This window comes from Sphingobacterium siyangense (assembly GCF_023277505.1).
Classification (GTDB): Bacteria; Bacteroidota; Bacteroidia; order Sphingobacteriales; family Sphingobacteriaceae; genus Sphingobacterium; species Sphingobacterium siyangense.
This window is the reverse complement of record NZ_CP080574.1, coordinates 1,146,559-1,170,667: the sequence shown is the minus strand read 5'-3', so window position 1 is coordinate 1,170,667 and position 24,109 is coordinate 1,146,559. Positions and strand designations below refer to the sequence as shown.

At 40.0% G+C, this 24,109-nt stretch carries 15 protein-coding genes and 5 tRNA genes; 8 read left to right on the top strand and 12 right to left on the bottom strand.

Annotation, left to right across the window (positions count from 1 at the left end; all coding sequences use genetic code 11):
* Nucleotides 1–17: 17 nt before the first annotated feature.
* From nusG to K2F45_RS04740, 8 genes are all read right to left on the bottom strand, one after another.
* Complete coding sequence (nusG, locus tag K2F45_RS04775) at nucleotides 18–563, bottom strand: transcription termination/antitermination protein NusG (RefSeq protein ID WP_046672242.1); 546 nt, start codon at nucleotides 561–563, stop codon at nucleotides 18–20.
* Nucleotides 564–583: 20 nt separating this feature from the next.
* The gene (gene secE / locus K2F45_RS04770) at nucleotides 584–778 is read right to left on the bottom strand and encodes a preprotein translocase subunit SecE (protein ID WP_028072657.1); all 195 of its coding nucleotides are present in this window, start codon (nucleotides 776–778) and stop codon (nucleotides 584–586) included.
* 23 nt (nucleotides 779–801) lie between these two features.
* Nucleotides 802–872, bottom strand: a tRNA-Trp gene (locus K2F45_RS04765).
* A gap of 163 nt (nucleotides 873–1,035) precedes the next feature.
* Nucleotides 1,036–2,220, bottom strand: a complete 1,185-nt coding sequence (gene tuf, locus K2F45_RS04760; protein ID WP_075991174.1) for an elongation factor Tu — start codon at nucleotides 2,218–2,220, stop codon at nucleotides 1,036–1,038.
* Nucleotides 2,221–2,292: 72 nt separating this feature from the next.
* A tRNA-Thr gene (locus tag K2F45_RS04755) sits at nucleotides 2,293–2,364 on the bottom strand.
* Between the two features lie 95 nt (nucleotides 2,365–2,459).
* Nucleotides 2,460–2,532 (bottom strand) — tRNA-Gly (locus K2F45_RS04750).
* Between the two features lie 50 nt (nucleotides 2,533–2,582).
* A tRNA-Tyr gene (locus K2F45_RS04745) sits at nucleotides 2,583–2,663 on the bottom strand.
* A 26-nt stretch (nucleotides 2,664–2,689) separates the two neighbouring features.
* Nucleotides 2,690–2,762: transfer RNA gene (locus K2F45_RS04740), tRNA-Thr, on the bottom strand.
* A gap of 326 nt (nucleotides 2,763–3,088) precedes the next feature.
* Here K2F45_RS04740 and K2F45_RS04735 point away from each other — a divergent pair.
* Complete coding sequence (locus K2F45_RS04735; RefSeq protein WP_075991173.1) at nucleotides 3,089–4,252, top strand: BamA/TamA family outer membrane protein; 1,164 nt, start codon at nucleotides 3,089–3,091, stop codon at nucleotides 4,250–4,252.
* 195 nt (nucleotides 4,253–4,447) lie between these two features.
* On the opposite strand, the gene K2F45_RS04730 is transcribed toward K2F45_RS04735, so the two are convergent.
* The 4 genes from K2F45_RS04730 to K2F45_RS04715 form a co-directional block, all read right to left on the bottom strand.
* Nucleotides 4,448–4,966 carry a hypothetical protein gene (locus K2F45_RS04730; RefSeq protein WP_075991172.1) on the bottom strand — a complete coding sequence of 173 codons (519 nt, stop codon included), beginning with the start codon at nucleotides 4,964–4,966 and terminating at the stop codon, nucleotides 4,448–4,450.
* An 82-nt stretch (nucleotides 4,967–5,048) separates the two neighbouring features.
* Nucleotides 5,049–6,368, bottom strand: coding sequence for a sensor histidine kinase (locus tag K2F45_RS04725; RefSeq protein ID WP_075991171.1), 1,320 nt, complete (start codon nucleotides 6,366–6,368; stop codon nucleotides 5,049–5,051).
* Nucleotides 6,369–6,371: 3 nt separating this feature from the next.
* Nucleotides 6,372–7,733 (bottom strand): sigma-54-dependent transcriptional regulator, encoded by a 1,362-nt coding sequence (locus K2F45_RS04720; protein WP_070566332.1) that lies wholly within the window; start codon nucleotides 7,731–7,733, stop codon nucleotides 6,372–6,374.
* 32 nt (nucleotides 7,734–7,765) lie between these two features.
* The gene (locus tag K2F45_RS04715) at nucleotides 7,766–9,148 is read right to left on the bottom strand and encodes a TolC family protein (protein ID WP_158638948.1); all 1,383 of its coding nucleotides are present in this window, start codon (nucleotides 9,146–9,148) and stop codon (nucleotides 7,766–7,768) included.
* Between the two features lie 645 nt (nucleotides 9,149–9,793).
* Here K2F45_RS04715 and K2F45_RS04710 point away from each other — a divergent pair.
* The 7 genes from K2F45_RS04710 (at nucleotide 9,794) to K2F45_RS04680 (ending at nucleotide 24,106) form a co-directional block, all read left to right on the top strand.
* Nucleotides 9,794–11,047, top strand: a complete 1,254-nt coding sequence (locus tag K2F45_RS04710; RefSeq protein WP_075991170.1) for an efflux RND transporter periplasmic adaptor subunit — start codon at nucleotides 9,794–9,796, stop codon at nucleotides 11,045–11,047.
* Nucleotides 11,048–11,122: 75 nt separating this feature from the next.
* On the top strand, nucleotides 11,123–13,498 hold the full coding sequence (locus K2F45_RS04705) for an ABC transporter permease (protein ID WP_075991169.1): 2,376 nt from the start codon (nucleotides 11,123–11,125) through the stop codon (nucleotides 13,496–13,498).
* Nucleotides 13,499–13,528: 30 nt separating this feature from the next.
* Nucleotides 13,529–15,895, top strand: coding sequence for an ABC transporter permease (locus K2F45_RS04700; RefSeq protein ID WP_075991168.1), 2,367 nt, complete (start codon nucleotides 13,529–13,531; stop codon nucleotides 15,893–15,895).
* Between the two features lie 91 nt (nucleotides 15,896–15,986).
* Nucleotides 15,987–16,664, top strand: coding sequence for an ABC transporter ATP-binding protein (locus tag K2F45_RS04695; protein WP_046672289.1), 678 nt, complete (start codon nucleotides 15,987–15,989; stop codon nucleotides 16,662–16,664).
* A 44-nt stretch (nucleotides 16,665–16,708) separates the two neighbouring features.
* Nucleotides 16,709–19,114 carry an ABC transporter permease gene (locus tag K2F45_RS04690; protein ID WP_083663489.1) on the top strand — a complete coding sequence of 802 codons (2,406 nt, stop codon included), beginning with the start codon at nucleotides 16,709–16,711 and terminating at the stop codon, nucleotides 19,112–19,114.
* A 133-nt stretch (nucleotides 19,115–19,247) separates the two neighbouring features.
* Nucleotides 19,248–21,623, top strand: a complete 2,376-nt coding sequence (locus K2F45_RS04685; RefSeq protein WP_075991166.1) for an ABC transporter permease — start codon at nucleotides 19,248–19,250, stop codon at nucleotides 21,621–21,623.
* Between the two features lie 62 nt (nucleotides 21,624–21,685).
* Nucleotides 21,686–24,106, top strand: a complete 2,421-nt coding sequence (locus K2F45_RS04680; RefSeq protein WP_075991165.1) for an ABC transporter permease — start codon at nucleotides 21,686–21,688, stop codon at nucleotides 24,104–24,106.
* Nucleotides 24,107–24,109 lie beyond the last annotated feature (3 nt).

Here is a 24,109-nt window from a genome sequence, read left to right as displayed (position 1 = left end):
ATCGTTAATTACTAATCTTACTCTTTTTCTACTTGCATGTAGTTTAGTTCAAGTGGCGTCTTACGACCGAAGACTTTCACCATCACGATTAATTTCTTTTTATCTTCGTGGACTTCTTCGATTTCTCCGGTAAATCCGTTGAAAGGACCGTCGTTGACTTTCACTGTTTCACCCACATAGTAAGGAACGTTAATGGTTTCACCTTGCTCGGCCATTTCATCCACTTTACCTAGGATACGATTTACTTCTGCTTGGCGCAAAGGAACCGCGTTACCAGCTTTATCGCCCAAGAAACCAATTACACTATTGATATTTTTGATGATGTGCTCTAACTCACCGTCAAGAGCTGCTTCTAATAAAACATAACCAGGATAGTAGTTACGTTCTTTAGCAACTTTCTTACCATCGCGCATCAAGTAGTATTTTTCCATTGGAATCAACACCTGAGGAATCAAGTGCTCAATACCTAAACGGCTAACTTCGGCATCAATATATTGCTTTACTTTCTTTTCTTTACCACTTACAGCACGAACTACGTACCACTTTAAACCTTGATCTGCCATAAATAAATACGATTGAAAAATTAAGAAGCAATACCGTACAAGAATTCTAACCCTACGCTTGAAGCTTTATCCATTACAAAGACAACCAATGCAATAAGAAGAGACGCAACAAGCACAATAACAGCTGAACTTTGTAACTGAGACCATGTAGGCCAAGTCACTTTCTCAGTGATCTCTACATAAGAGTCTTTAAAAAAATCAAGTACTTTTGCCATTTTAGTTTATCTGTTTTTATAAGCACGGGCACCAGGACTCGAACCCAGACCAAAGGTTTTGGAGACCTTCGTTCTACCTTTAAACTATGCCCGTGTATTTCTTATTTTGTGATGCAAATATAGTGTTTTAAACCACTTTCTGCAAATCTTTTTTCACTTTTTTTTATTCTAATCCGATAAATCGCTTATCGAAAAAATAAGCTAATCAACCTCAGTCGATTAGCTTATTCTATGTGATTCTAAATCTTTATTAAAGACTAGATAATTTCAGTTACCTGACCAGCACCTACTGTACGACCACCCTCACGGATAGCGAAACGTAGACCTTTTTCCATCGCAATAGCAGAAATTAATTTCACGCTGATTGTAACGTTATCACCTGGCATAACCATTTCAGTACCTTCTGGTAAAGAGATCTCTCCAGTTACGTCAGTTGTACGGAAATAGAATTGAGGACGGTATTTGTTGAAGAATGGAGTGTGACGACCACCTTCAGCTTTTGACAATACGTAAACCTCAGCTTTGAAATGATCGTGAGGAGTTACTGAACCTGGTTTACAGATAACCATACCACGTTTGATATCAGTTTTCTCAATACCACGTAACAATAAACCTACGTTATCACCAGCCTCACCGTAATCTAAGATTTTACGGAACATCTCAACACCTGTTACTGTAGATTTCAAGTTCTCAGCACCCATACCTAAGATCTCAACTGGATCACCAGAGTTGATTACACCTCTTTCGATACGACCTGTAGCAACTGTACCACGACCTGTGATCGAGAATACGTCTTCTACTGGCATCAAGAAAGGTAAGTCAGTCAAACGTGGAGGAATTGGAATGTAGTTATCTACAGCATCCATTAATTCCATGATTTTCTCAACCCACTCAGGCTCACCGTTCAATGCACCTAAAGCAGAACCTTTGATTACAGGGATATCATCACCAGGGAATTCGTAGAATGATAATAACTCACGAACTTCCATTTCAACTAAGTCTAACAACTCAGGGTCATCAACTAAGTCAGTTTTGTTCATGAATACTACTAACGCAGGAACACCTACTTGGCGAGCCAACAAGATGTGCTCACGAGTTTGAGGCATAGGACCATCAGTCGCAGCAACTACGATGATAGCACCGTCCATTTGAGCAGCACCAGTTACCATGTTCTTAACGTAGTCAGCGTGACCTGGACAGTCAACGTGTGCATAGTGACGGTTAGCTGTAGAATATTCTACGTGTGCAGTATTGATTGTGATACCACGCTCTTTTTCTTCAGGAGCAGAGTCAATTGAATCAAATGAACGAGCTTCTGACAAACCTTTATCAGCCAATACTTTAGTGATAGCAGCTGTAGTTGTAGTTTTACCGTGGTCAACGTGACCGATAGTACCAATGTTTAAGTGTGGTTTACTACGGTCAAATTTCTCTTTTGCCATGTTTATGCGAATTAGTAATTATAAATTATTTCTATTTGTTATATACTCTTGCTTAACTTTTACACAAGTACGAGCCAAAGATGGGATTTGAACCCACGACCTCTTCCTTACCAAGGAAGTGCTCTACCCCTGAGCTACTTCGGCTTACTAAAAAACCTTATTTACGTATTAATGCCCCCACCTTTAGATACATTATTATCAAAGAAGATAGAGACTAAATTTAATACTTGAAAAATTTGAGCGGAAGACGAGGTTCGAACTCGCGACCTATAGCTTGGAAGGCTATCGCTCTACCAACTGAGCTACTTCCGCTTAATAATTAGAAACTAGAGTAAATCTAACACCCTAATTAAAATAAAGTGTGGAGGGAGAAGGATTCGAACCTTCGAAGCCGAAGCAACGGATTTACAGTCCGTCCCATTTGACCGCTCTGGAACCCCTCCAGACCTGTAACTTTCGTTACATTTAGAGCCTCTTATCGGAATCGAACCAATGACCTACTGATTACAAGTCAGTTGCTCTACCAGCTGAGCTAAAGAGGCTTCTAATATCTTTATTTAAACTTACAATCTATCAACGTCTGACCAAGCATTTCTACCTTTTCAGCGAGTGCAAATATCGAATTTACTTTTGATTTCTGCAAGTTTATTTTTTATTTTTTTTCATTTAAAGAACTAAGCAAACTTTTGTTGTTTTGAACCGTTGTTCCCTTGTTTGCTGATGCAAAGATAGACACAAAACTCACTTTACAAAAATATTTGTCAAAAAAAAAAGACAGTTTTTGGCAATTATACTGATATGCAGCACAATAATTTTTGGTTCCATATTTACCTGTTTTGGTTATTTGGCTAATATACTATCTTTGGGCATGCAAATTTTACCGCAATCACTTTCAAAACTTACCCGATACTCCGTACTATTTACGGTACTTTTAATGGGATCGGCCGAATTGAAAGCTCAAAATATTATTCAAAAATTGAGTAAAAAATTTCTTTCCGCTGAAAGAGATTCGACACGTTCCGGTAGTTTTATGATTTTACCGGCCGTTGGTTATGCGCAGGAAACGGGAGTTGAATACGGCCTGGCGAGCGCGTATAATTTTTATCTGGACAAATCTGATCCCAAAATCCGCACCTCCACCGTCACGGTCATGGGAACCTTTACATCCAATAGTCAGTCCAACTTCAAACTACAGACCGATCTTTGGACTAAAAACAACGACTACCATCTGATTAGTGAAATACGCTACCGTAATTGGCCCTTTAACTATTATGGCGTCGGTATGGACACTTGGAAAGCCGATGAAGAACGCATTGATCAAAAATTATTTCGCGTCAAACTCGAAGCCGAGAAAAAAATCAGCAACAACCTGTATTCGGGTATCAACATTCAATACGATAACTTCACCATTCGTAGCGACAGTGCCGATCGCATTTTCAATCATTCCGATCTTATTGGAAAGCATGGCGGACAACAGCTACTCATAGGTCTTTCGCAATTGTTTGACAATAGGGACAACGTTTCTTATACAACAAAGGGGTATTATGCTAAATTGCGGCTGGCCTATGCTCCAAAGTTATGGACAAGTACTGATTTTACGGGGGCAAACCTCGATGTAGATCTCCGTGGCTTTATTCCCCTGCACAACCAAGTCACGCTGGCCCTGCAAGGAATCTTTCGTTCCACATTTGGAAAAACCGTCCCATTTTACAACTACCGTGAGCTCGGTGGAGACATGATGATGCGCGGTTATTACCTCGGACGTTACCGGGACAAGAATTATCTTGCCTCACAGGCTGAACTGCGTTATCGCTTTCATCCACGCTTTGGCATCGTTGGATTTTCAGGACTCGGATCGACCTTTTCCAAGGAAAATAGCAGTCGATATGTCGCAAGTTATGGTGGTGGTTTACGCTACTTCTTTAGTCTCGAACACAATAGCAGCATACGCTTTGATTATTCTTTTGGTGAACAAAGACCCGGAGAAAAACGACAGTCGGGTTTCTATCTGTCCCTAAGTGAAGCTTTTTAATAAACAAGAGCATCCATATAGGCATGGATGCTCTTGTTTATTCTTGCCTAATGACATCCACCTTTTCCTTTTTCCCCTCCTCTCCAATTCCCTCAACTTCAGCTAAAATAGTTGATGCCCAACGGAACGCTGTAGATGACTGACCATCGACATTCAAAAAGAGGTCGGAACAGAAGGCTAGATCGGAACAGAAGGCTAAAATCGAATCAGAAAATTCTCTTTTCGCTGTCCTTTTCTAAAGTAAACCAACCCAATTCGGTATAGATCTATCGTAACTACACTATGATCATCCTCCTTCAGCTTATTCCAATAGACTTCCCTTTTCACTGATAAATGGGGCTCGTTTATAATTAATAGATCTCGATCCCCAATATTTTCCAAAAAATTCAGGTCAAGATCGTCCTGGTCAATATAATAAATATGTCGGTACGCATAACGTCCACATTGGTCGTGCAAAAGACTCCTATAACTTTCGCGCGGATGATCGGCCCAGTAGCTAAAATTGTCGTAAGCAAATGTCCTTAATAATCGATCGATTAATGCATACTTTTTCTGTTCTACCTTGCTCTCGTTTTGAATAGTTTGTGGTAATTCTGAAACGCTCGCTTTGGATGTCTTTTGATAAATTACTTCGTCTACCAATTTATAAACAAAAGGAGAATGGGTCCCATGGCGACTATGGGATACAAAATAATGTCGCCAATACTTAAGCATGTAGTTCATTTCGCTGCAAACATCGCTAAATTTTATGATTTTTCACATGGAACATTAGGTTTTAGTTTGCAGGAATGCCCTCCTAAAACTGAAGCACAAAAACACTCCCCTCGCCTTCTGTACTATTGAGGAAAATAGTTCCCTTGTGCAAAAGCATAATCTGTTTGCTCAGGGTAAGGCCGACCCCTGTACCCGTCTTCTTCGTTGTAAAAAATGGTGTAAAGATCTGCTCCTGAAGATCAGCAGGAATTCCTGCCCCGTTATCTTCAATCCGAATCTGCACCTTTCCGTCTACTTCAAGAGCAGATAAACTAATATAGGCTTCTTCCCTATTTTTAACCGCATCTATTGCATTCAACATTAAGTTGATAATAACCTGCTCGATCAAATTGACATCGGCAGATAAGATTAGCCGTGTATTTTTCAGAATAATATCGACATCAATATTTTTCTGGATCAAGGTTGGTTCAAGCAGCTGATAGATATGCTCAAATAACTGCGAAATTTGGATCGGCGCTAGCTGAGGCTGATCGACTTTATTGATCATACGATAACTCTTCGCAAAATGTAAAAGTCCTTCGCTACGACGTTTGATGGTGGAAATACCTGTTTTTAGATCATCAATATCTTCAGCTCCTTTAAAATGGTCCAAACGACCGTTTAAGGTTTCAGCAAGTGAGCTGATCGGAGCGATGGAATTCATGATTTCATGTGTCAGTACACGTAATAATTTATGCCATGCCTTTGTCTCAGTCTCATCAATTGCTTCGTTGATATTTTGGTACACCACAATGCGAAACAAAGCGTCCTGTGTCTCAAAGCTTGAGCTCTGAATCAATAATTTTATTTTTCCTTTACTTGACTGAACGGACTCCATCTGCTGCTGTCCATTTTCAAGCAACATGGTTTTTTCATAAAGATCGTTGTTCTTTTTCTTCAGCCCTGCGATGTTTCCGAGATGGGGCAAATGAAATAGCTGTTTGAAAGCCTCATTTACCCACATGACCTTACCACTATCCATCTCATAAAAGATAATCGCCGAATTCAGCATATTGATCACACGATCCAGGTATTGGTGCTGAATCTCCTGCTTGATGCTGATCTCCTTATAAGTCTCATTGATTTGATTAAAGGCCATAAAAAGCTGCCCTTCCACTGACTTTGTATTTTTCACCAAGAAACGTCTGGTAAAGTCGCGGTATTTGACCGCTTCGGAAAATTCAATCAGCTGCCTGGCCAAAAAATTATACTGTGCATATAGGTTAAAACCCAGGTATAGCATCATACAAAAGATCAAAGCCGCCTGTACATATTCTCTTTTAAGTAGCAAATAAGCGCTCACAAGTGCTGCTACCAGCAGTAAGATAACCTTGATTGCATTTAAGATTTTTCCGTGCCTCATCGACTAAATATCATATTTCTCCAAACGTCTATAAAGTGCCGCCCTGGTAAGCCCTAATTCTTTTGCAGCTTTACTGATATTTCCGTTATAACGTTCAATCGCCGATTTGATTGCTTTACGTTCCAATTCTTCCAGATTTTGACTGCTGGGACTGGATTCGACAACGCGGTTATCTATTTGTTGTTCTATTGGCGAGAAAAAAAGATCATTTCCAGCTATACTGAGCTGATCAGCCATAATAACAGCACGCTCGATGCTGTATTGGAGTTCTCGGACGTTGCCGGGAAAATGATATGCGCACATTTTTTTTACCGCATCTGGTTCAAAGCCTTCAATCCGCTTATTGTATTTCTTCGAATAAATATCGAGAAAATGATTAGCCAATAGCTTGATATCCTCTCCTCGTTCACGTAAGGGCGGTACCTGAATTTCAACGGTATTGATCCGATAAATTAAGTCTTTTCGAAAACGGCTTTCATCTGCAAGCTGTTTCAATGGCACATTGGTTGCTGAGATCAAGCGTATATCCACCGATATTGGTTGATAGGAACCCAACGGTGTAACCTGTCTATTCTGCAGTACGGTTAACAGTTTGGCTTGTTGCTGCAAAGAGATATTACCAATTTCATCGAGGAACAATGTTCCCCCATTTGCAGCTTCGAATCGACCTTGGCGGTCTTCACGTGCATCTGTAAATGCGCCCTTCTTATAACCGAAAAGCTCACTTTCAAATAACGTTTCTGTCAGCGCCCCGACATCAACCTTAACATAAGTCCGATCTGAACGTAAGGATCTTCGCTGAATGGCTTGAGCAATCAGGTCTTTCCCGGTCCCATTTTCACCTAATATTAATATATTCGCATCTGTGGGGGCAATTTTCTCCAATTTATATTGCAATTCGTCCATAACAATGGAATTACCAATCAAATCAGGACTGCTCCCACTACTGAGCAAGGAACTTTTACTTTTCTTTTCTTTATTTTTTGATTCGGCAAGAGCGCTTTCTATCGTTGCCAATAATTGCTCATTTTCCCAAGGTTTCACGACAAAATCCGATGCTCCCTGTTTCAGCGATTTTACAGCGAGATCAACAGCTCCATAAGCGGTAATCATAATGACATGTACCTGTGGAAACTTTTCTTTGATCCGGGACAACCAATATAATCCCTCATTACCGGTATTAATCGTACTTTTAAAATTCATATCTAAAAGCACCAGATCATAAGGTGTCTTCTCCAGATGTGCTATTAGATTCTCCGGATTGGGTTCAACTTGAATATGACTAACTTTAGGTTTAAGCAAGATTCTTGCCGCAGTTAATAAGTCCTGGTCATCATCAACGACTAAAATAGATGCTTTTTTCATACTTCCTGACTTCATTGAAGATACTAAGATAACTATAAATTCAACGAGCCTGCGTAATAATCATTGATATATTTTTGCAGCAGCCATTCATACTGTTTGACGACCAATTGAATCTGGCTGTTATCGAATTTATTTTTTGCGGTCAAAAAAATCACTGAATTACTGTTTCCCAATTCGAAAACTACCTTGGCAATACGAAAAGATTCCGCGTAGTTTTCATTTTGACTACGTAATTGTGTAATCATGTTACTTGCATTCTGCAAGTTAAAAACCGCATTGGACGTCGCCGACCGCAAAACATTTTGTTGGATCTCTTTTTGAAATCTAGCCGTCTGCAGATCTAATTTTGCCAAGCGGACGTTGTTATAAACTTGCAAATGATTAAAAATCGGAACAGAAAGATTGAGAGAAATATACTTTCCTACGTTATTACGCATTTGTGACCAATACGTTCCCTGAATTCCCAATTTAGAATAATTTGACCCTAAACCAGCGCTCAGACTCAATGACGGATAATAGTATGATTTTGCAATCTTAATATCCCGCTCCGCCACTTTGATCCGATAATCCAGCGCCTGTATATCGGGCAATTGATCAACGGCCATTTCATAGAGCTGTTTCGCATCCAGTCGTTGCCCGCTTTCTTTTATTCCGAGGTTATCCAATTCGCCCAATTGATTTTCATCCATATTTAGTAAGGCAGCAAGCTTCACGCGGCTACTGTATAGTAACTGACGATTATTTTCAATCGTGTTGACATCATTTGCCAGTTGTCCTTTCAGATCAAAGTAATCCCCAGGATTAATTGCACCTTCCTTATGCATACTCTCCGCACGTCTGACCTGTTCTCGGGTTACTTCAGTCTGCATTTCTGATTGCCGCAATATATCCTGAGCAGTTAAGCTTTGGATATAAGCGGTAATAACGTCCAGTTTTAACGCATTAATCTGCGTATCAAAAGTCAATTTACCGGCAGTCTTTGCATCAGCACGCATCCGGATATCGTGAAATAAACGGAACCCTCTAAATATTGGAAGGCTTGCGCCCAAAGAAAAATTTCCTGTTGAGTTGTTGGATGAAATATATTGAAGGGTCGAATTATCCTGAGATCTTCCTGATGTTAGGCTATGTTGTAGGCTTGCATCAACATCGGGAAGTCTATTCGCTTTAGCCTGTGCTAAATTCACCTCCGCACGTCTCACATCGAGTTCATTCTGCAATAAGGTTGGATTGGCCTTTATTGCCAACTGAATACACTCAGCTAAGCTCCGCTTGGTAATTTGTTTATCGTCGACCGCTGCAATTGTTGCTGTGCCAGCCACTCTTTCCGTTAGTCGCTGCTCCGTCTGTTGCGCCCCTGCCTTGGCATAACTCAATAAAAAGCATAATGTACTATATATATAGACTCTCTTCATATCCATTTTTTATTTTCTTGCTGACCATCGCCATGCCAAACAACAAAAACACTAACTATCAAATAGATACAAAAAACATATTTTCAAAAATGTTCATTAATGAACAGTCGGTGTGCGTAGTTGGACAATAGCAAAGACAAACTGTATAAATAGCAGAATAATTCAAATCAAGTTCGATAGTTATTCTTCCATTCAATGGATATCAGTCGGAGCTTGTTCGGACTTTTTTCGGTCACAACCGAAGAAGCACCGAAGAAGTACCGAACAAGCTCCGACTAAGCACCGAACAAGGGTCGAGTAAATAACGAAAGTAATATAGTTAAATCCTAAATTTTAACAGACCATTTTTACCAACCTTTAGGACCGATCGGTCAATATAGCGACCTACCTCTTACCTAAGTTACCCCAACAGAGTAACCTTTGCCCCACCGGAACTAATGTGCTTCACGGCAGTTAGCTTATATTTGCTAAAAGTGCTTCAGTTGACGCCCAAAACAGCAAAAAACTTCCAGTTGTACGCCTTCGTACAAGAAGTGTCCGCTATCGAACACCAAGCTTAAAACTAAACAAAACAAGAACCTATCAATCAATAATTTACATTCTTGGCACAGCTTTCATAGTTACATACAAAATTGATATTAAATTATGGACAGACCTTTAGAAAAGAAGAAGTGGAATAGCAAACGTATCATGACTATTGTGGGGGTTGCTGGCTTAGTTGGATTGATCAGCGCCAGTTTCTATTTTACCTCCGGCAAAAGCAAACTGAATGTTGAAGCTGACCGCATCTCTATCGTCGAAATAAAAAATGGAAACTTTCAGGAATTTATCCCTATAAATGGCACTGTGCTTCCTATTAGCAGCATATACCTCGACGCTTCTGTCGGTGGACGTGTAGAAGAAAAGTTTGTAGAAGATGGCGCTATCTTAAAAAAAGGGGATGCAATCATGCGTCTTTCCAATACCGATCAGGAGCTTACCTTGGTACAACAAGAAACACAAGTGCTGAATCTATTGACACAGTCCCAAATAGCGCAGACCAATGCACAACAAGCATCGATTAACAACCGCAACCAAATGGCTGATGTAGAACAAGCCTATAGAGAAGCAGAACGTGTCTATAACCTCAATAAAAAATTACTCGCTGAGAAAGCCATTGGCACACAAGAGTTCGAAAAATCAAAGAACGAATACAACTATCAAAAAGAGCGGGTCAACTTGACCAAACAGATCCTAAAACAGGACGAAATCTCCAATGCGCAAAAAACTAATCAGGATAAGCAAACTTATCAACGTACACAGAGTGCATTGGAACTGATGAAAAGAAAAATTGGTGATCTGATCGTTAGAGCGCCTGTTGACGGACAATTGACAGCTTTCGATGCAGAAATCGGACAAAACAAAAATGCAGGAGAACGATTGGGACAAATCGATGTTTTGACAGGATTCAAAGTGCGTGCTGATATTGACGAACATTATATCAACCGTATTTTCCCAGATCTACAAGGTGAATTTTCTATCGGTGAAAAAACCTACAAACTCCGTATCAAGAAAGTCTATACACAAGTTACCAATGGACGCTTCCAGGTTGACATGGAATTTATCAATGATGTTCCAAAAGGGATTCGTCGTGGACAAACTTTGCAGATACGTTTAGCGTTAAGTGACGAGACAAAAGCATTATTACTGGCAAAAGGAGGATTCTATCAACAGACCGGTGGTAATTGGATCTTCAAATTGGATAAAAATGGAAGCACAGCGTATCGTGTGGATATCCAACTAGGAAGACAGAATCCGGAATATTATGAGGTCATCAAAGGTCTACAACCTGGAGATAAAGTTATTGTATCAAGCTACGAAACGTATGACAAGGTACAGGAGCTGAATATTAAAAAATAAAAATCGCATAGCGGCTATTGAAAAGACAATGCATGCAGTCCTTTCAATAGCCACTATGCAAATAACAGAAGGACAATGATAAAGAACGTGATCAAAACTGGAATTCGTTCCTTGCTTACAAACAAGAAGTTTACACTTCTGAATATTGCTGGACTAAGTATTAGTCTAGCAGTGGTTATTGTCATTGCCCTTTGGATTACGGACGAATTGTCCTTTAATAAAGTCTTCAATAATGCGAATCGAGTCTATGAACTGTCAACAAACTTCGATAAGGAAAATGACCAATTCGTTCATGCTGCACCACCGCCAATTGCACTATATGGAAAATTAAAAATTCCCGCAATACAAGAGGCTTGCCGCATAAGTGCTGGGCAGGACATACAGTTCAATAAAGATGAACTGATGGCCAGCGAACATGGGGTGTATGTTGACAGTACCTTTAACAGCGTATTCGATGCTAGTACAGAATCATTGACTCCCGAAAAGTTATTCCAAGGAAAACAATCGATCGTTATTACAGAAAAGATTGCCAATAAATATTTTAAAAATGAAAACCCATTAGGACAAACGCTCTCTTTAGAAGTTGACCCTATTCTGAAAACTGGTAAACAGCCTTTTCTAATTACAGCAGTCATCAAAGACTTCCCTAGCAATAGTTCCATTAAGGCTGATTATCTATTACCATTTGAACTACTGGCCAGTCTATCCAAAGAGCCTCTGGATGAAAAATGGGGCAATTTTCAATATTACATTTATTTTTTGCTAAAGCCAGGGGCCGATCCGGATCAGGTGGCACAGCAGCTTACCGCCATTCAAAAAGACAATTTTCAAGGAAATCCGCTGTATACCAAATTTGCATTCTTCCTACAGAAAATAACACAAACAAATCTATATACCCCTAAAGGTGAGGATAGCGGTATGCAGTCCGTTTATATATTTGCAGTCATTGCCTTTGTTATCTTACTCGTTGCCTGTATTAATTACGTCAATTTGGTTACGGCCCGAGTTACAAAAAGAATAAGGGAAATCAGTATTCGTAAAATTATTGGCGCTAAGAGAAGTCATCTTTTTCTTCAATATCTGACCGAGTCTGCGGTGCTGTTTTTGATTTCATTAGGTATTGCTACCCTACTCGCTTATCTAGCCATTCCATTTTTTAATGTGCTCGCTGAAAAAAACATTCAATTCAGCCTTCTTTCGTCCGAACTGTGGTTTATCTTTCTACTCACCTTTATAACAACCGTATTAATTGCAGGAATCTACCCTGCTATACTTTTCTCAAGCAACAAGGTGTTGAGCCAGCTAAAAAATAACAGCACATTATTTGGCAACAAAAATAATCTACGAAAAGGACTTGTTGTCCTACAATTCTGCTGCACGGTCATACTGATTATCACTACTTTTATTTTTGAGAAACAGTTGCGCTATATGCGCCACAAGGATTTAGGATACAACAAAGAAAATATCTTTTTATTTGAACAGAAAAACTTCTTGACGCATTACGAAGCAATCCGAGACGAACTGCAGCGTCAACAGGGTATTTTAGGAGTTACCGCCGCCAGCAACGACATCAGTAACATCGGATCTGAAACCGCCGATATTAATTGGGATGGGAAAGACCAACTGCAGTCTAATTTTTTCATTAGACGCGTTGCTATTGATCCAAACTTCACTTCTGTTTTAGACATTAAATTAGCCGAAGGAGCTGGTTTTACAAAAACTCCTTCCGATAGCAGTCATGCACTACTGAATGAAACTGCAATTAAACAAATGGGCTTAAAAAATCCCATTGGTAAAACCATTACTTTTCAGGGAAAAAGACTGACCATTGTGGGCGTCATGAAGGATTTTAATTTTAATGACCTAAAAACAGCTATAAAACCTTGCATCTTTTTTTCCGGTATGGGTTATGCACTTGGCGGAATGTATATCAAGACCAGCCCAGGACATGAAGAACAAGCGCTTGCTGCCGTCCAAAAGCTATGGAACAAATACAACCCCCAATCAACCTTCAATTATGCCTTTATGGATGAATCTTTTGATAAAATGTATAAAAAGGATATTATCCATGGAAAACTTGTTCAGTTATTTGCCGCTATAACCATTTTACTTTCATGTATCGGATTATCCGGGCTTGTATTGTTCAGCACAGAATCTAAACTGAAAGAAATTGGAATCCGTAAAACCCTAGGTGCATCGAAACAGGATATTGTTATGATGATCGGTAGAGATTATATGATCCCAGTGATCGTGTCCTTCCTTATTGCTTTTCCGATTTCCTGGCTGATTATTTCCAAGTGGCTTGACAATTATGTTTACCGCACATCAATAGATCCTTGGGTTTTCTTATTAGCGGCGATAACAACTATTTTATTGGTTGTTCTTACAGCCGGTTCAGTTTCGCTCAAAGCGGCAATGGTCAACCCTACAAAAATTTTAAGAGACGAATAGAGTAATAAAATAAATAATACAAGATATACGATGATTAAAAACTTTATTAAAACCGCACTTCGTAACCTTTGGAAAACCAAAGGTTACAGCTTTCTCAATATTTTTGGACTGGCGGTCGGGATTGCTGCGGCATCGTTGATTTTTTTATGGGTTGAAAATCAGTTGAGCTTCAACGATAATTTCGCCAACAAAAAGGATATCTACATTGTCAAATCAAAACAGACATACGATGGAGCCACCTATGTATTTGAATCTACCCCAGGACCCTTTGCCCAAAGCATAGCGAAAGAAATCCCAGGCATCAAGCATGCAGTACGCATAAGCTGGAATTCGCCAATGCTGTTTTCCGTCGGAGACAATAATATATTTCAAAATGGTGTATATGCCGATGGAAGCATCGCTGATGTGCTATCCCTTGCATTTCTTGAAGGGGATCGAAAGACTGCCTTTGATCAGGTCAATAACATTGTATTATCAGAAACTGCAGCGAAGAAATTATTTGGCAACCGTCCTGCCTTGGGAAAAACCGTCAAAACAAACAATAGTGAGCCATTTATTATTGCGGGGGTAATCAAGGACCTCCCCAAAAATAGCAGCTATGATTTTCAATGGCTCATCCCTTTCAAAAAATTTGAAGCAGGTCAGGATTTTCTAAAAAATTGGGGGAACAATAGTGTTCAAACCCTAGTTCAGGTCGAAGAGAATGCCAACGTCGATCAGATTAACAAGCAGATGATGGATTTCGTCAAACACAAGACCAATGGTGAAGTCACTTTTTCACAGAATTTCCTCTATCCAATGGAACGTTGGATTACCTACAATCAGTTTGATAACAGTGGTATTGAAAAAGAAGGTGGCATTAAAAATATCCGTTTATTTACCTTCATTGCATGGGTTGTCTTGCTGATCGCCTGTATCAATTTCATGAATCTTGCAACTGCAAGATCTGAAAAAAGAGCAAAAGAAGTTGGGATGCGCAAAGTGGTTGGTGCAAGTCGCAAATCGCTCATTGTGCAATTCTTGGGAGAATCCCTTGTTTTGGCAATTATTTCCTCTCTTGTTGCTATATTACTAATCTATATCTTCATCAGGCCGTTCAACACCATGATAGGCCAGGATCTTCAGGTTAATCTTTTAGCCCCCTCACACCTGCTATTTTTAACGACAATAACATTAGCATGTGGATTATTTGCAGGTAGCTATCCCGCATTTTTCCTTTCGGCATTCAAGCCGCTTTCAACGATCAAAGGGGCGAAACAGAAGGCCGGTAGTGGAAGTCTCGTCCGTAAAGGGTTGGTCATCCTGCAATATACAGCCTCAGTTGTTTTAATTATCTGTACCATTATCATCTACCAACAGATTCAGCACAACAAGAACAGAGATCTCGGTTTTGATAAGAGTCAGGTGTTGACTACAGCGCTACAAGGCGATATGGCCAAACATCTGCCACTCATTAAAAATCAATTATTAGCAACTGGAGTTGTGCAAGAAGTCGGTGTCAGTGACATGAGTATCCTCAATATCAACTCCAATACGTCCGGTTTTAGCTGGGAGGGAAAAGATCCAAATGCCAGTATTTTGATTGGTATGTTACGTTCTGATGAGGGCCTTATTCCAGCTTTAGACTTAAAACTTTTTGACGGTAGAAATTTTCATCAAAATTTTGTAGGCGACAGCACATCGGTTGTCATCAACGAAGCATTTGCAAAACTGATCAAAAAAGATGGCCTTGTGGCCGGTAACATCATCAGCTACGGTGAGGCAAAGTTTACCATCGCCGGTGTCGTCAAGAACTTCGTTTATAACAATGTGTATGCCGATCCTGAGCCGATGCTGTTTCTACCAATGAATAGAGATAATGGGATTATGACCATCAAGACAAAGGCTGGAGTAGATTTACCAGATGCCATTCAACAAATCGAGAAGGTCATCGTCAAAAATAACCCAGGCTTCCCTTTTGACTATAAATTTTTAGATGATAGTTTCAATAATAAGTTTAAAGCGGAGCTTTTTGTACAGCAACTATCCAGTGTATTTGCACTGATGTCTATCATTATATCCTGCTTAGGTCTATTTGGTTTAGCCGCCTTTGCAACAGAGCAACGCGCAAAAGAGATCAGCATTCGTAAAGTCTTGGGCGCCTCTGTTTCGGGACTTATCCAAATGCTCAACCGTGAATTTGTCATTCTTGTAGCAATATCATGTATCATTGCCTTTCCTATTGCGTGGATGATCATGAGCAAATGGCTAACTAATTATGCACATCATATCGATATTTCCTGGACCATTTTTATCATCAGTGGTCTGACAGCTATTATCATTGCCCTATTGACCATCAGTTCACAGGCATTTAAAGCAGCGATAGCCAATCCGACAAAGACTTTAAGAGATCAATAAACACTAAAAAAGAATTTAATAACAGAAATAGTAACTGTCCAAAGCAATTTCGCCAAGGATACAAAACATAAAAACCATGAGCACAAAAAATATGATCAAAATCACAAATCTTCAAAAGTATTACCGCACAGAAGAAGTTGAAACCGTCGCATTAAACAACCTCAATATCCATGTCAAAGAGGGAGAGTTTGTTGCTGTAATGGGGCCTTCGGGCTGTGGGAAATCGACTTTACTCAATATCATTGGTCTATTGGATGATTTGGATGAAGGAAGCTATCTATTCAACGAGATTGAAGTTGCCAAATTCAAAGAACGCGGTCGCTCAGATCTTCGCAAACATAACATTGGTTTTGTGTTCCAGAGCTTCAATTTGATCGATGAGCTGACCGTATTTGAAAACGTGGAACTTCCACTGGTTTATACCAATGTTCCAGCAGCAGAACGCAAAAAACGTGTAGAAGAAGTTTTGGAAAAAGTGCAGATCATGCACCGTCGCAATCACTTCCCACAACAGCTTTCCGGAGGTCAACAGCAACGTGTGGCTGTCGCTCGTGCGGTTGTCAATAATCCCAAACTGATCCTTGCCGATGAGCCTACGGGTAACCTCGATTCCAATAACGGCAACGAAGTTATGCAACTCCTGACTGAATTGAACGAGGCCGGCACAACCATCGTCATGGTAACACACAGTGAGCACGATGCAAAATTCTCTGACCGTGTAATCCGCATGCTAGACGGACAAGTGATTATGGAAACAACTTCGGTATAAGACAACTCATATATAACCAAGATATTAATCCTAATAACCTATAGATGATGAGCACGATTAAATTAATTTTCAGACAATTATGGCGCAACCGCCTTTTCACATTTTTAAATGTATTTGGGCTTGCCATCGGAATAAGTGCCTGTTGGCTAATTTTCCGTATCGTCAATTATGAATTTAGTTTTGATCAGCATCATCCGGAAAGTGAGCAGATTTACAAGGTCCATACCTCCTATGAGGAAAGGGATAAATTGGATCATTTCGATGGTGTTCCCGCACCATTACCGGCATATATCAAGGAAAACTTTGTCAATGTTGAACTGACAGTACCCATCTTTAAACAATACTTCGAGCGTGTCAGTAATAATCGCGGAGCGCAGAAAATAGAGTTTGAAGATCAGCCCGAAATCATCGGTACCACGGGAGACTATTTCAAAATGACACCTTATGTTTGGTTAGCTGGCGACCAAAGGAATATACTAAAAAATAGCCATGAAGTCATCCTGACAGAATCGCGGGCTAAATTGTATTTCCCAAACACGTCAATAGACCAAATCATAGGACAGACCTTATCCTATGATAGTACATTGTACAATGTCGCCGGTATTGTAAAAGATCTAGCGCATCCAAGCAGCTTTTTGGGTAAAGAATTTATCCGGATTCCAGAACAGGAATGGAATAGCACAAACTGGAACAATTCAAATTCCAATTGGCAGCTCTTTATTAAGGTAAAATCATCGGCTTCCCTTCCTAACCTCATAAAGACAGCCGACAAAAAGGCGTATGAGATGACACATGCTGAATTTGACAAGTTTGGATTTAAAATGCATGTAAATACAGTTCCTTTAAAAGACTTACATTTTACTTCTTACGCGCAAAATAATGTTGATCAGAAAATAATGTACGGTCTTATCGGCATAGGTATATTTTTGCTCTTACTCGCCTGTGTCAATTACATCAATCTCGCTACAGCCCAAATTCCACAACGCGCCAAGGAAATTGGTATCAGAAAGACATTGGGAGAAAGCCAGAAAAGAATTACAAAGTCCTTTCTGCTAGAAACATTCTGCATTACGGCTTTTTCGGTGCTTTTATCTTGGCCTTTACTTATTCTCATTCAAACAGTTTTAGCAGCATATATTCCCGATCAGCTCAAGCTATATCCAGATCCCTGGGGTGTATCGCTATTTTTAGCAACACTTACAATTACGATTACCTTAATTTCCTCAGGTTATCCGATTTTATTGACAAACAAAGTCAAGATTGTTGAAGTCATTAAAATCTCGAATGCGCAAACGCTCAAATTTGGCAATCTTTCTTTTCGAAAAATGCTCATTGTTTTTCAATTTTTGATTGCCCAGCTATTTGTTATTTCAACTTGCATCATTGGTCTACAATTGAAACATGCACTACAGAATAACTACGGCTTCGATAAGGATGCGATCATTACCCTACGTTTCCCGAGTAAAAGCTATCAGGACAGTAATGTTGATCCTTTTGTTTTCAAACAAGCGATTAAGCACATCGCAGGTGTAGAGCAGGCTTCCTTGGGGCATCTGCCCATGAGTAACGACCATTGGGGAAATGCCTTGTTTGCCAAAAGTGATACGGGACAGGTACAAGCCGATGTACAAATGAAATTTGTCGACCAAGATAACTTTAAGCTCTATAATTTTAAAATGCTTGCTGGCCGCCCGCTGCAATTGGCCGATACCAGCACAGGCATCGTGTTAAACTTAGCCAGCGTTCAAAAATTAGGTTTTAAATCTGCTGAAAATGCTGTAGGGAGCTTTGTTACGTATACCGACAAACAGCGTCAGATTGTGGGGGTAACCGACAATTTTCACACAAAAAATCTCCATGCAGCCATTCAGCCTGTCGTTATGCTGAGTTCCATTAAAAAATGGGAATTAAACAGACTAAGTGTCAAACTCAATAATAATTCAGCTACCTGGCCCGAAACATTAAAACAGATTGAAAAAGAATGGCAAAAATATTATCCAAAAGCGCCATTCAAATATGATTTCTATGATCAGCAAATCAAAGAACTTTATAGCAGTGATCTAAAATTCTCGAAGATCATCAATCTATTTACATCGACGACAATTCTCATCAGCTGCCTGGGATTGATCGGCCTGGTTACCATCACGACGGTACAGCGTACAAAAGAAATTGGTATTCGAAAAGTGTTGGGAAGTACGGTACTGGGGATTATTGGATTATTATCAAAAGATTATATCAAACTTATACTCATTTCTATTTTGATCGCTACCCCAATTGCTTGGTGGGCGATGCACAAATGGTTGAATGATTTTGCTTATAAAATAGATCTATCCTGGTGGATGTTTATCATTCCGGCAGCCGCAACCCTACTTATTGCATTTTTTACGATGAGCTACCAATCCATAAAAGCAGCGCGTGCAAACCCAGTAAATAGTTTAAGAGATGAATAAAATAGTAAAGAAGCTCAATAGTGATCAAGGAGAATGATGGGAATCAGTCATGATCCCATCACAATCCTTGTTTTGAATAAAGCGCCACAAGGAGTGACAAAAAAACAAAATTAATCAAAGAAAGCCTATCACCATGATAAAGAACTATTTAATAACCGCAATTAGAGAATTAAGGAAAAGAAAATTCTATACCGCGATCAATATATTAGGTCTGTCGGTCAGCCTTACTGCCTCCATATTAATTATTTTCTGGGTACAGGACGAAAAGAGCTTTGATAAATTCCACCCAGACTTTGAACAGATCTACAAAGTCAATTCTCATTTGGATCCCGAGCACAACGGTTCGATATGGGGGACATCCCCCGGGCCTATAGGAAACTATGCCCAAAATGTACCAGAGGTAGATTACGCAACGCGTGTTTCACAGGATTACAATACCACGTTGGTCAATGACAAACTGAAACGTCCGGTAACTGATATGAACATCTATTATGTCGATGGTAATTTTTTCAAGATGTTTCATTTCCCCTTGAAAGAGGGCTCGCTTGCAGGTTTTCAGGAAAATTATAAACAGGCACTTATCACCCCATCAACTGCTGAAAAACTTTTTAGTACGCAAAAAGCCATTGGAAAAACTTTCCGTTATCAGAAAGATCTCTTCACCGTAGCAGGTATCCTAAACGATATTCCACAAAACTCCTCGATGCAATTCGATGTCGTTATCCCACTGGGGTATCATGCACAGCGGTTTACAAACTGGGGCGGTAACGGTAAATGGAAAACAATAGATGAAGATATGGGCAACTATAGTTTTTCAACGTATATTAAAGTCAAACCTCATGCTTCTGCAGCACTTATCGGAAAATCGGTCACAGACACTTATACCAAAGCCCGCGACGGTGAAAACTCGACTATATTTGTTTTAGATCCACTCAAAACCATGCATTTAATCGCTCCTGACGGAAATAAATCGACACTTCGCATGGTTCAGATTTTTGGGATCATTGCGATATTGCTCCTGGTGATCGGTGCGGTAAATTATGTCAATCTAAGTACTGCAAGAGCATTGGATCGGGCGAAAGATGTTGGTATCCGTAAAATAATCGGCGCCAACCGTCTCCATTTATTCCTACAATTTATCACCGAAACTGTTGTTGTATTTCTTTGTTCACTACTGATCGCTTTCATCCTTATCGTGATCCTTCATACCGGATATAATCAGATCGCACAAAAATCAATCAGTCTATCTTTCCATAACACGACGATATGGCTGTATATTGGGGCAGCAATTATAGGCACATTGGGACTGTCCAGTATATATCCTGCGATACAGCTTTCCTCGTTCAATCCCATTCATTCGTTAAAAGGAAAATCAATAAAAGGTGTTTCCTCGAATACCATGCGTAAAATATTGGTGGTTTTCCAGTTTACACTCTCCGTAACGCTAATTGTATGTACGCTGATTATTAAAAAGCAATTGGACTTTATCCAAAAGATCAATTTGGGGTATGATAGAGATCATGTATTAACACTTGGTCTTCCTGAGGAGGCTTACAAACATATGGACGCGATACGTGCTGAACTAAAAAGCAATGAGGCGATACAAGGGGTTTCCCTATCAAGTTTATACAACATGACCGATTTTGGAAATGCCACGGGCGATATCGATTGGCCCGGCAAGTCCAAAGACAACAAACTCATTGTTGCTCAAGCGACCATCGATAAGGATTTTATTCCTTTGATGAACATGCAATTCCTGGAAGGAAAAAACTTTAGCGGAATGCCGGTTGATTCGTCCGGCTATATCATCAACGAGACTTTGGCGAAACAGATGGGATTAAAACCGCCGTACGTGGGATCCAATATGAGTTTCCACGATTTCCCTGGACAAATTATCGGTGTTGTGAAAGACTTCCACTTCAAATCCATCAAAGATAAAATAGGCCCAATGGTCTTCTGGACGCGCTGGGGATCGGGCACACTTTATGTTAAAACGAGTACGACAAAAGCCCCTGAGGCCATTAAAGTTTTAGAAAAGATCTATAACCGCTATCCATCAGACGCCCCTTTCAAATATACTTTCATTGATCAGCAATTTGATAGTCTATATAAATCCGAGCAGCGCACAGGTTTGTTGTTCAATATTTTCGCTGGCATCGCCATTTTTATATCTGCTTTAGGTCTGTTTGCGTTGGCAACTCACGAAGCGCAAATGCGTGTAAAGGAAATTGGCATCCGTAAAGTTCTTGGCGCTAGCACCTTTGGAGTCGTCCGGCTATTGGGGAAAAATTTCGTGATACTCGTCTCCATTTCCATTCTGATTGCCTGCCCTATTGCAGTTTACCTGATGAAACAATGGTTAAGCAATTTTGCCTATAAAACAGATCTAGAGGTGCAAACATTTGTCTTCGGTGGTATCTTGGCCTTGCTGATCGCCATTTTCACCGTCAGCTATCAGGCTGTTCGGGCAGCTTTATCCAATCCCGTAGATAGTTTAAGAGACGAATAATAAGAAAAATACAGTAAAAGTGGATTAAACATATTGATACACTAAAACTAAAGAATAAAGCGATGATCAAGAACTATATAAAAATAGCCTGGCGCAATATCTCCAAAAATAAAGGGTATTCAACCATAAACATAATTGGCTTGGCAATAGGATTAGCCTGTTGTCTATTGATAGCAATTTATGTACAAAATGAATTGTCATACGACAAATATCATGTGAATAAAGATCGAATTTACCGCATCGTCCATGACTATAAAGATGTAAGCAGCACAGAGCAGCATCAAATCTGGGGCAATGGTCCAATCGGTGAAGCCATCAAAGCAGATTTCCCTGAAATCGAAAAGGTCGTTCAATTTTCAGGGCAAACATCTATCCTGCTCAAACAAGGCGATAAAAGATTCCAGGAGGAAAATGTATTTTTCATGGACTCTACTGCATTTGATGTCTTCAGTTGGAAGGTTTTGGCCGGCGATCCGCATACAGCCTTAAAGAACGCCTATTCTGTCGTATTAACAGAAAGTACCGCTAAGAAATATTTCGGAGATCAAAATCCCATTGGCAAGACGCTTGAGGGAGGTTTAGCTGCTGGTCGTGCTGACGCAGGTCTATATACTGTAACGGCAGTAATGGCCGATGTCCCCCCTAATTCACATTTTACGTTCGACGCATTGCTCTCGATGAGTACATTCCGAAAAGCACGGCCAGACGTATTTAATAAAGAAGGCTGGGATTATGTAGACTTCTACACGTACTTTCTCGCTTCAAAAGACTTTGATCCTGTAAAGTTCGACCAGAAAATACCGGAGTTTCTCAAGCGGCATCTCCCAACAAATGAAAACCCAAATGCAAAATACAATTTCCATATCGAGCCACTTCTGCAAGCTTACATGCACTCGTCTGCGGATCGTCAACCCGGTACCAATGGAAGCTATCAGAATTTATACATATTCAGCATTATTGGCGGATTCATCTTACTGATCGCCTGTGTGAACTTTATGAATCTGGCTACATCAAGGTCAATGGAAAGAGCAAAGGAAGTCGGCGTACGAAAAACCATAGGAGCAAGCAAAAGCAATCTGATCTTTCAGTTTATGTCTGAATCATTGGTTCTTGTATTCGTCAGTAGTATTTTGGCGATACTGCTCGTTATGGCCTTTCTCCCTTTTTTGGAAGCATTCTCGGGCAAACACCTCAATTATTCATCCCTGAAAAATGGGACGACCTGGGCAATATTCCTATTCACTACCATTTTTACAGGACTTCTTGCTGCCAGCTATCCCGCGTTGATTCTAGCAAATTTCAAACCGATTGCAGTACTTAAAGGAAGTTATAGCAACGGCAAAGGGGGTACATTATTACGACGCGTATTAGTTGTTTTCCAATTTTGCCTTTCTATTGCGCTCATTGCAGGTACAGTCGTCGTCTTTTCTCAACTAGATCAATTACAGCACCGAGATCTTGGATTTCAAAAAGATCAACGGCTTGTGATAGATTATAATTTCGATGATAAGGTAAACAATAACCTTGAAGCGATAAAATCTACACTAGCAAAAGATAAAGATGTTTTGTCTGTCACGGCATCACGTACGGTACCGGGAACATTTTTTCCAAATGCAGGAACAGAAATCATGTCAGCAAACGGAACAATGAGTCAATTTGCTCCTTTCTTATATGAAGTCGATGTTGACTTTATTCCTAATATTGGTCTGCAAATGGCCGCAGGGCGTGCCTATTCCAGAGATTTCCCAGCAGATACGGCCCATTCACTTGTTATCAATGAATCTGCCGCAAAACAATGGGGCTATTCAAATCCACAAGATATTATTGGCAAACAATTTCGTCAATGGGGAAGAGAAGGAACGGTTATCGGTGTGGTGAAAGATTTCAATTACCTTTCTTTACACCGTAAGATTGAGCCTTTAGCTTTGCGACTTGAACCAAGCAGCAGCCGCTATTTAACCTTAAATATCCAACATGTAAACCAGCCTGAGACCGTTGCCAGAATCGGCAAGCTGTGGAATGAACTTGTACCAAACCGTCCATTTTTATATAGCTTTCTTGACGACAATTTCAATCGACAATATGAAGCGGATTTTAATTTTAGAAGACTTTTTACAGCCTTCTCCGGCCTGGCACTTTTTATTGCCTGTTTAGGTTTATTGGGACTTGTTACGTATACAGCCCAACAGCGGACCAAAGAAATCGGCGTACGGAAAGTTCTCGGTGCATCCATCTATAATTTAATCCTCCTGCTCTCTTCCGACTTCATCAAGTTATTGGCTGTAGCGCTTCTCATCGCGACACCACTATCTTGGATGGCGATGAAAAAATGGCTTGACAACTTTGCGTATCACATTGAACCACAATGGTGGATGTTTGTCTTTGCTGGTTTTGCTACAATCATTATCGCATTAGTAACGGTGAGTTTTCAAACACTCAAGGCTGCCAAGGCAAATCCTGTAGATAGTTTAAGAGACGAATAACAA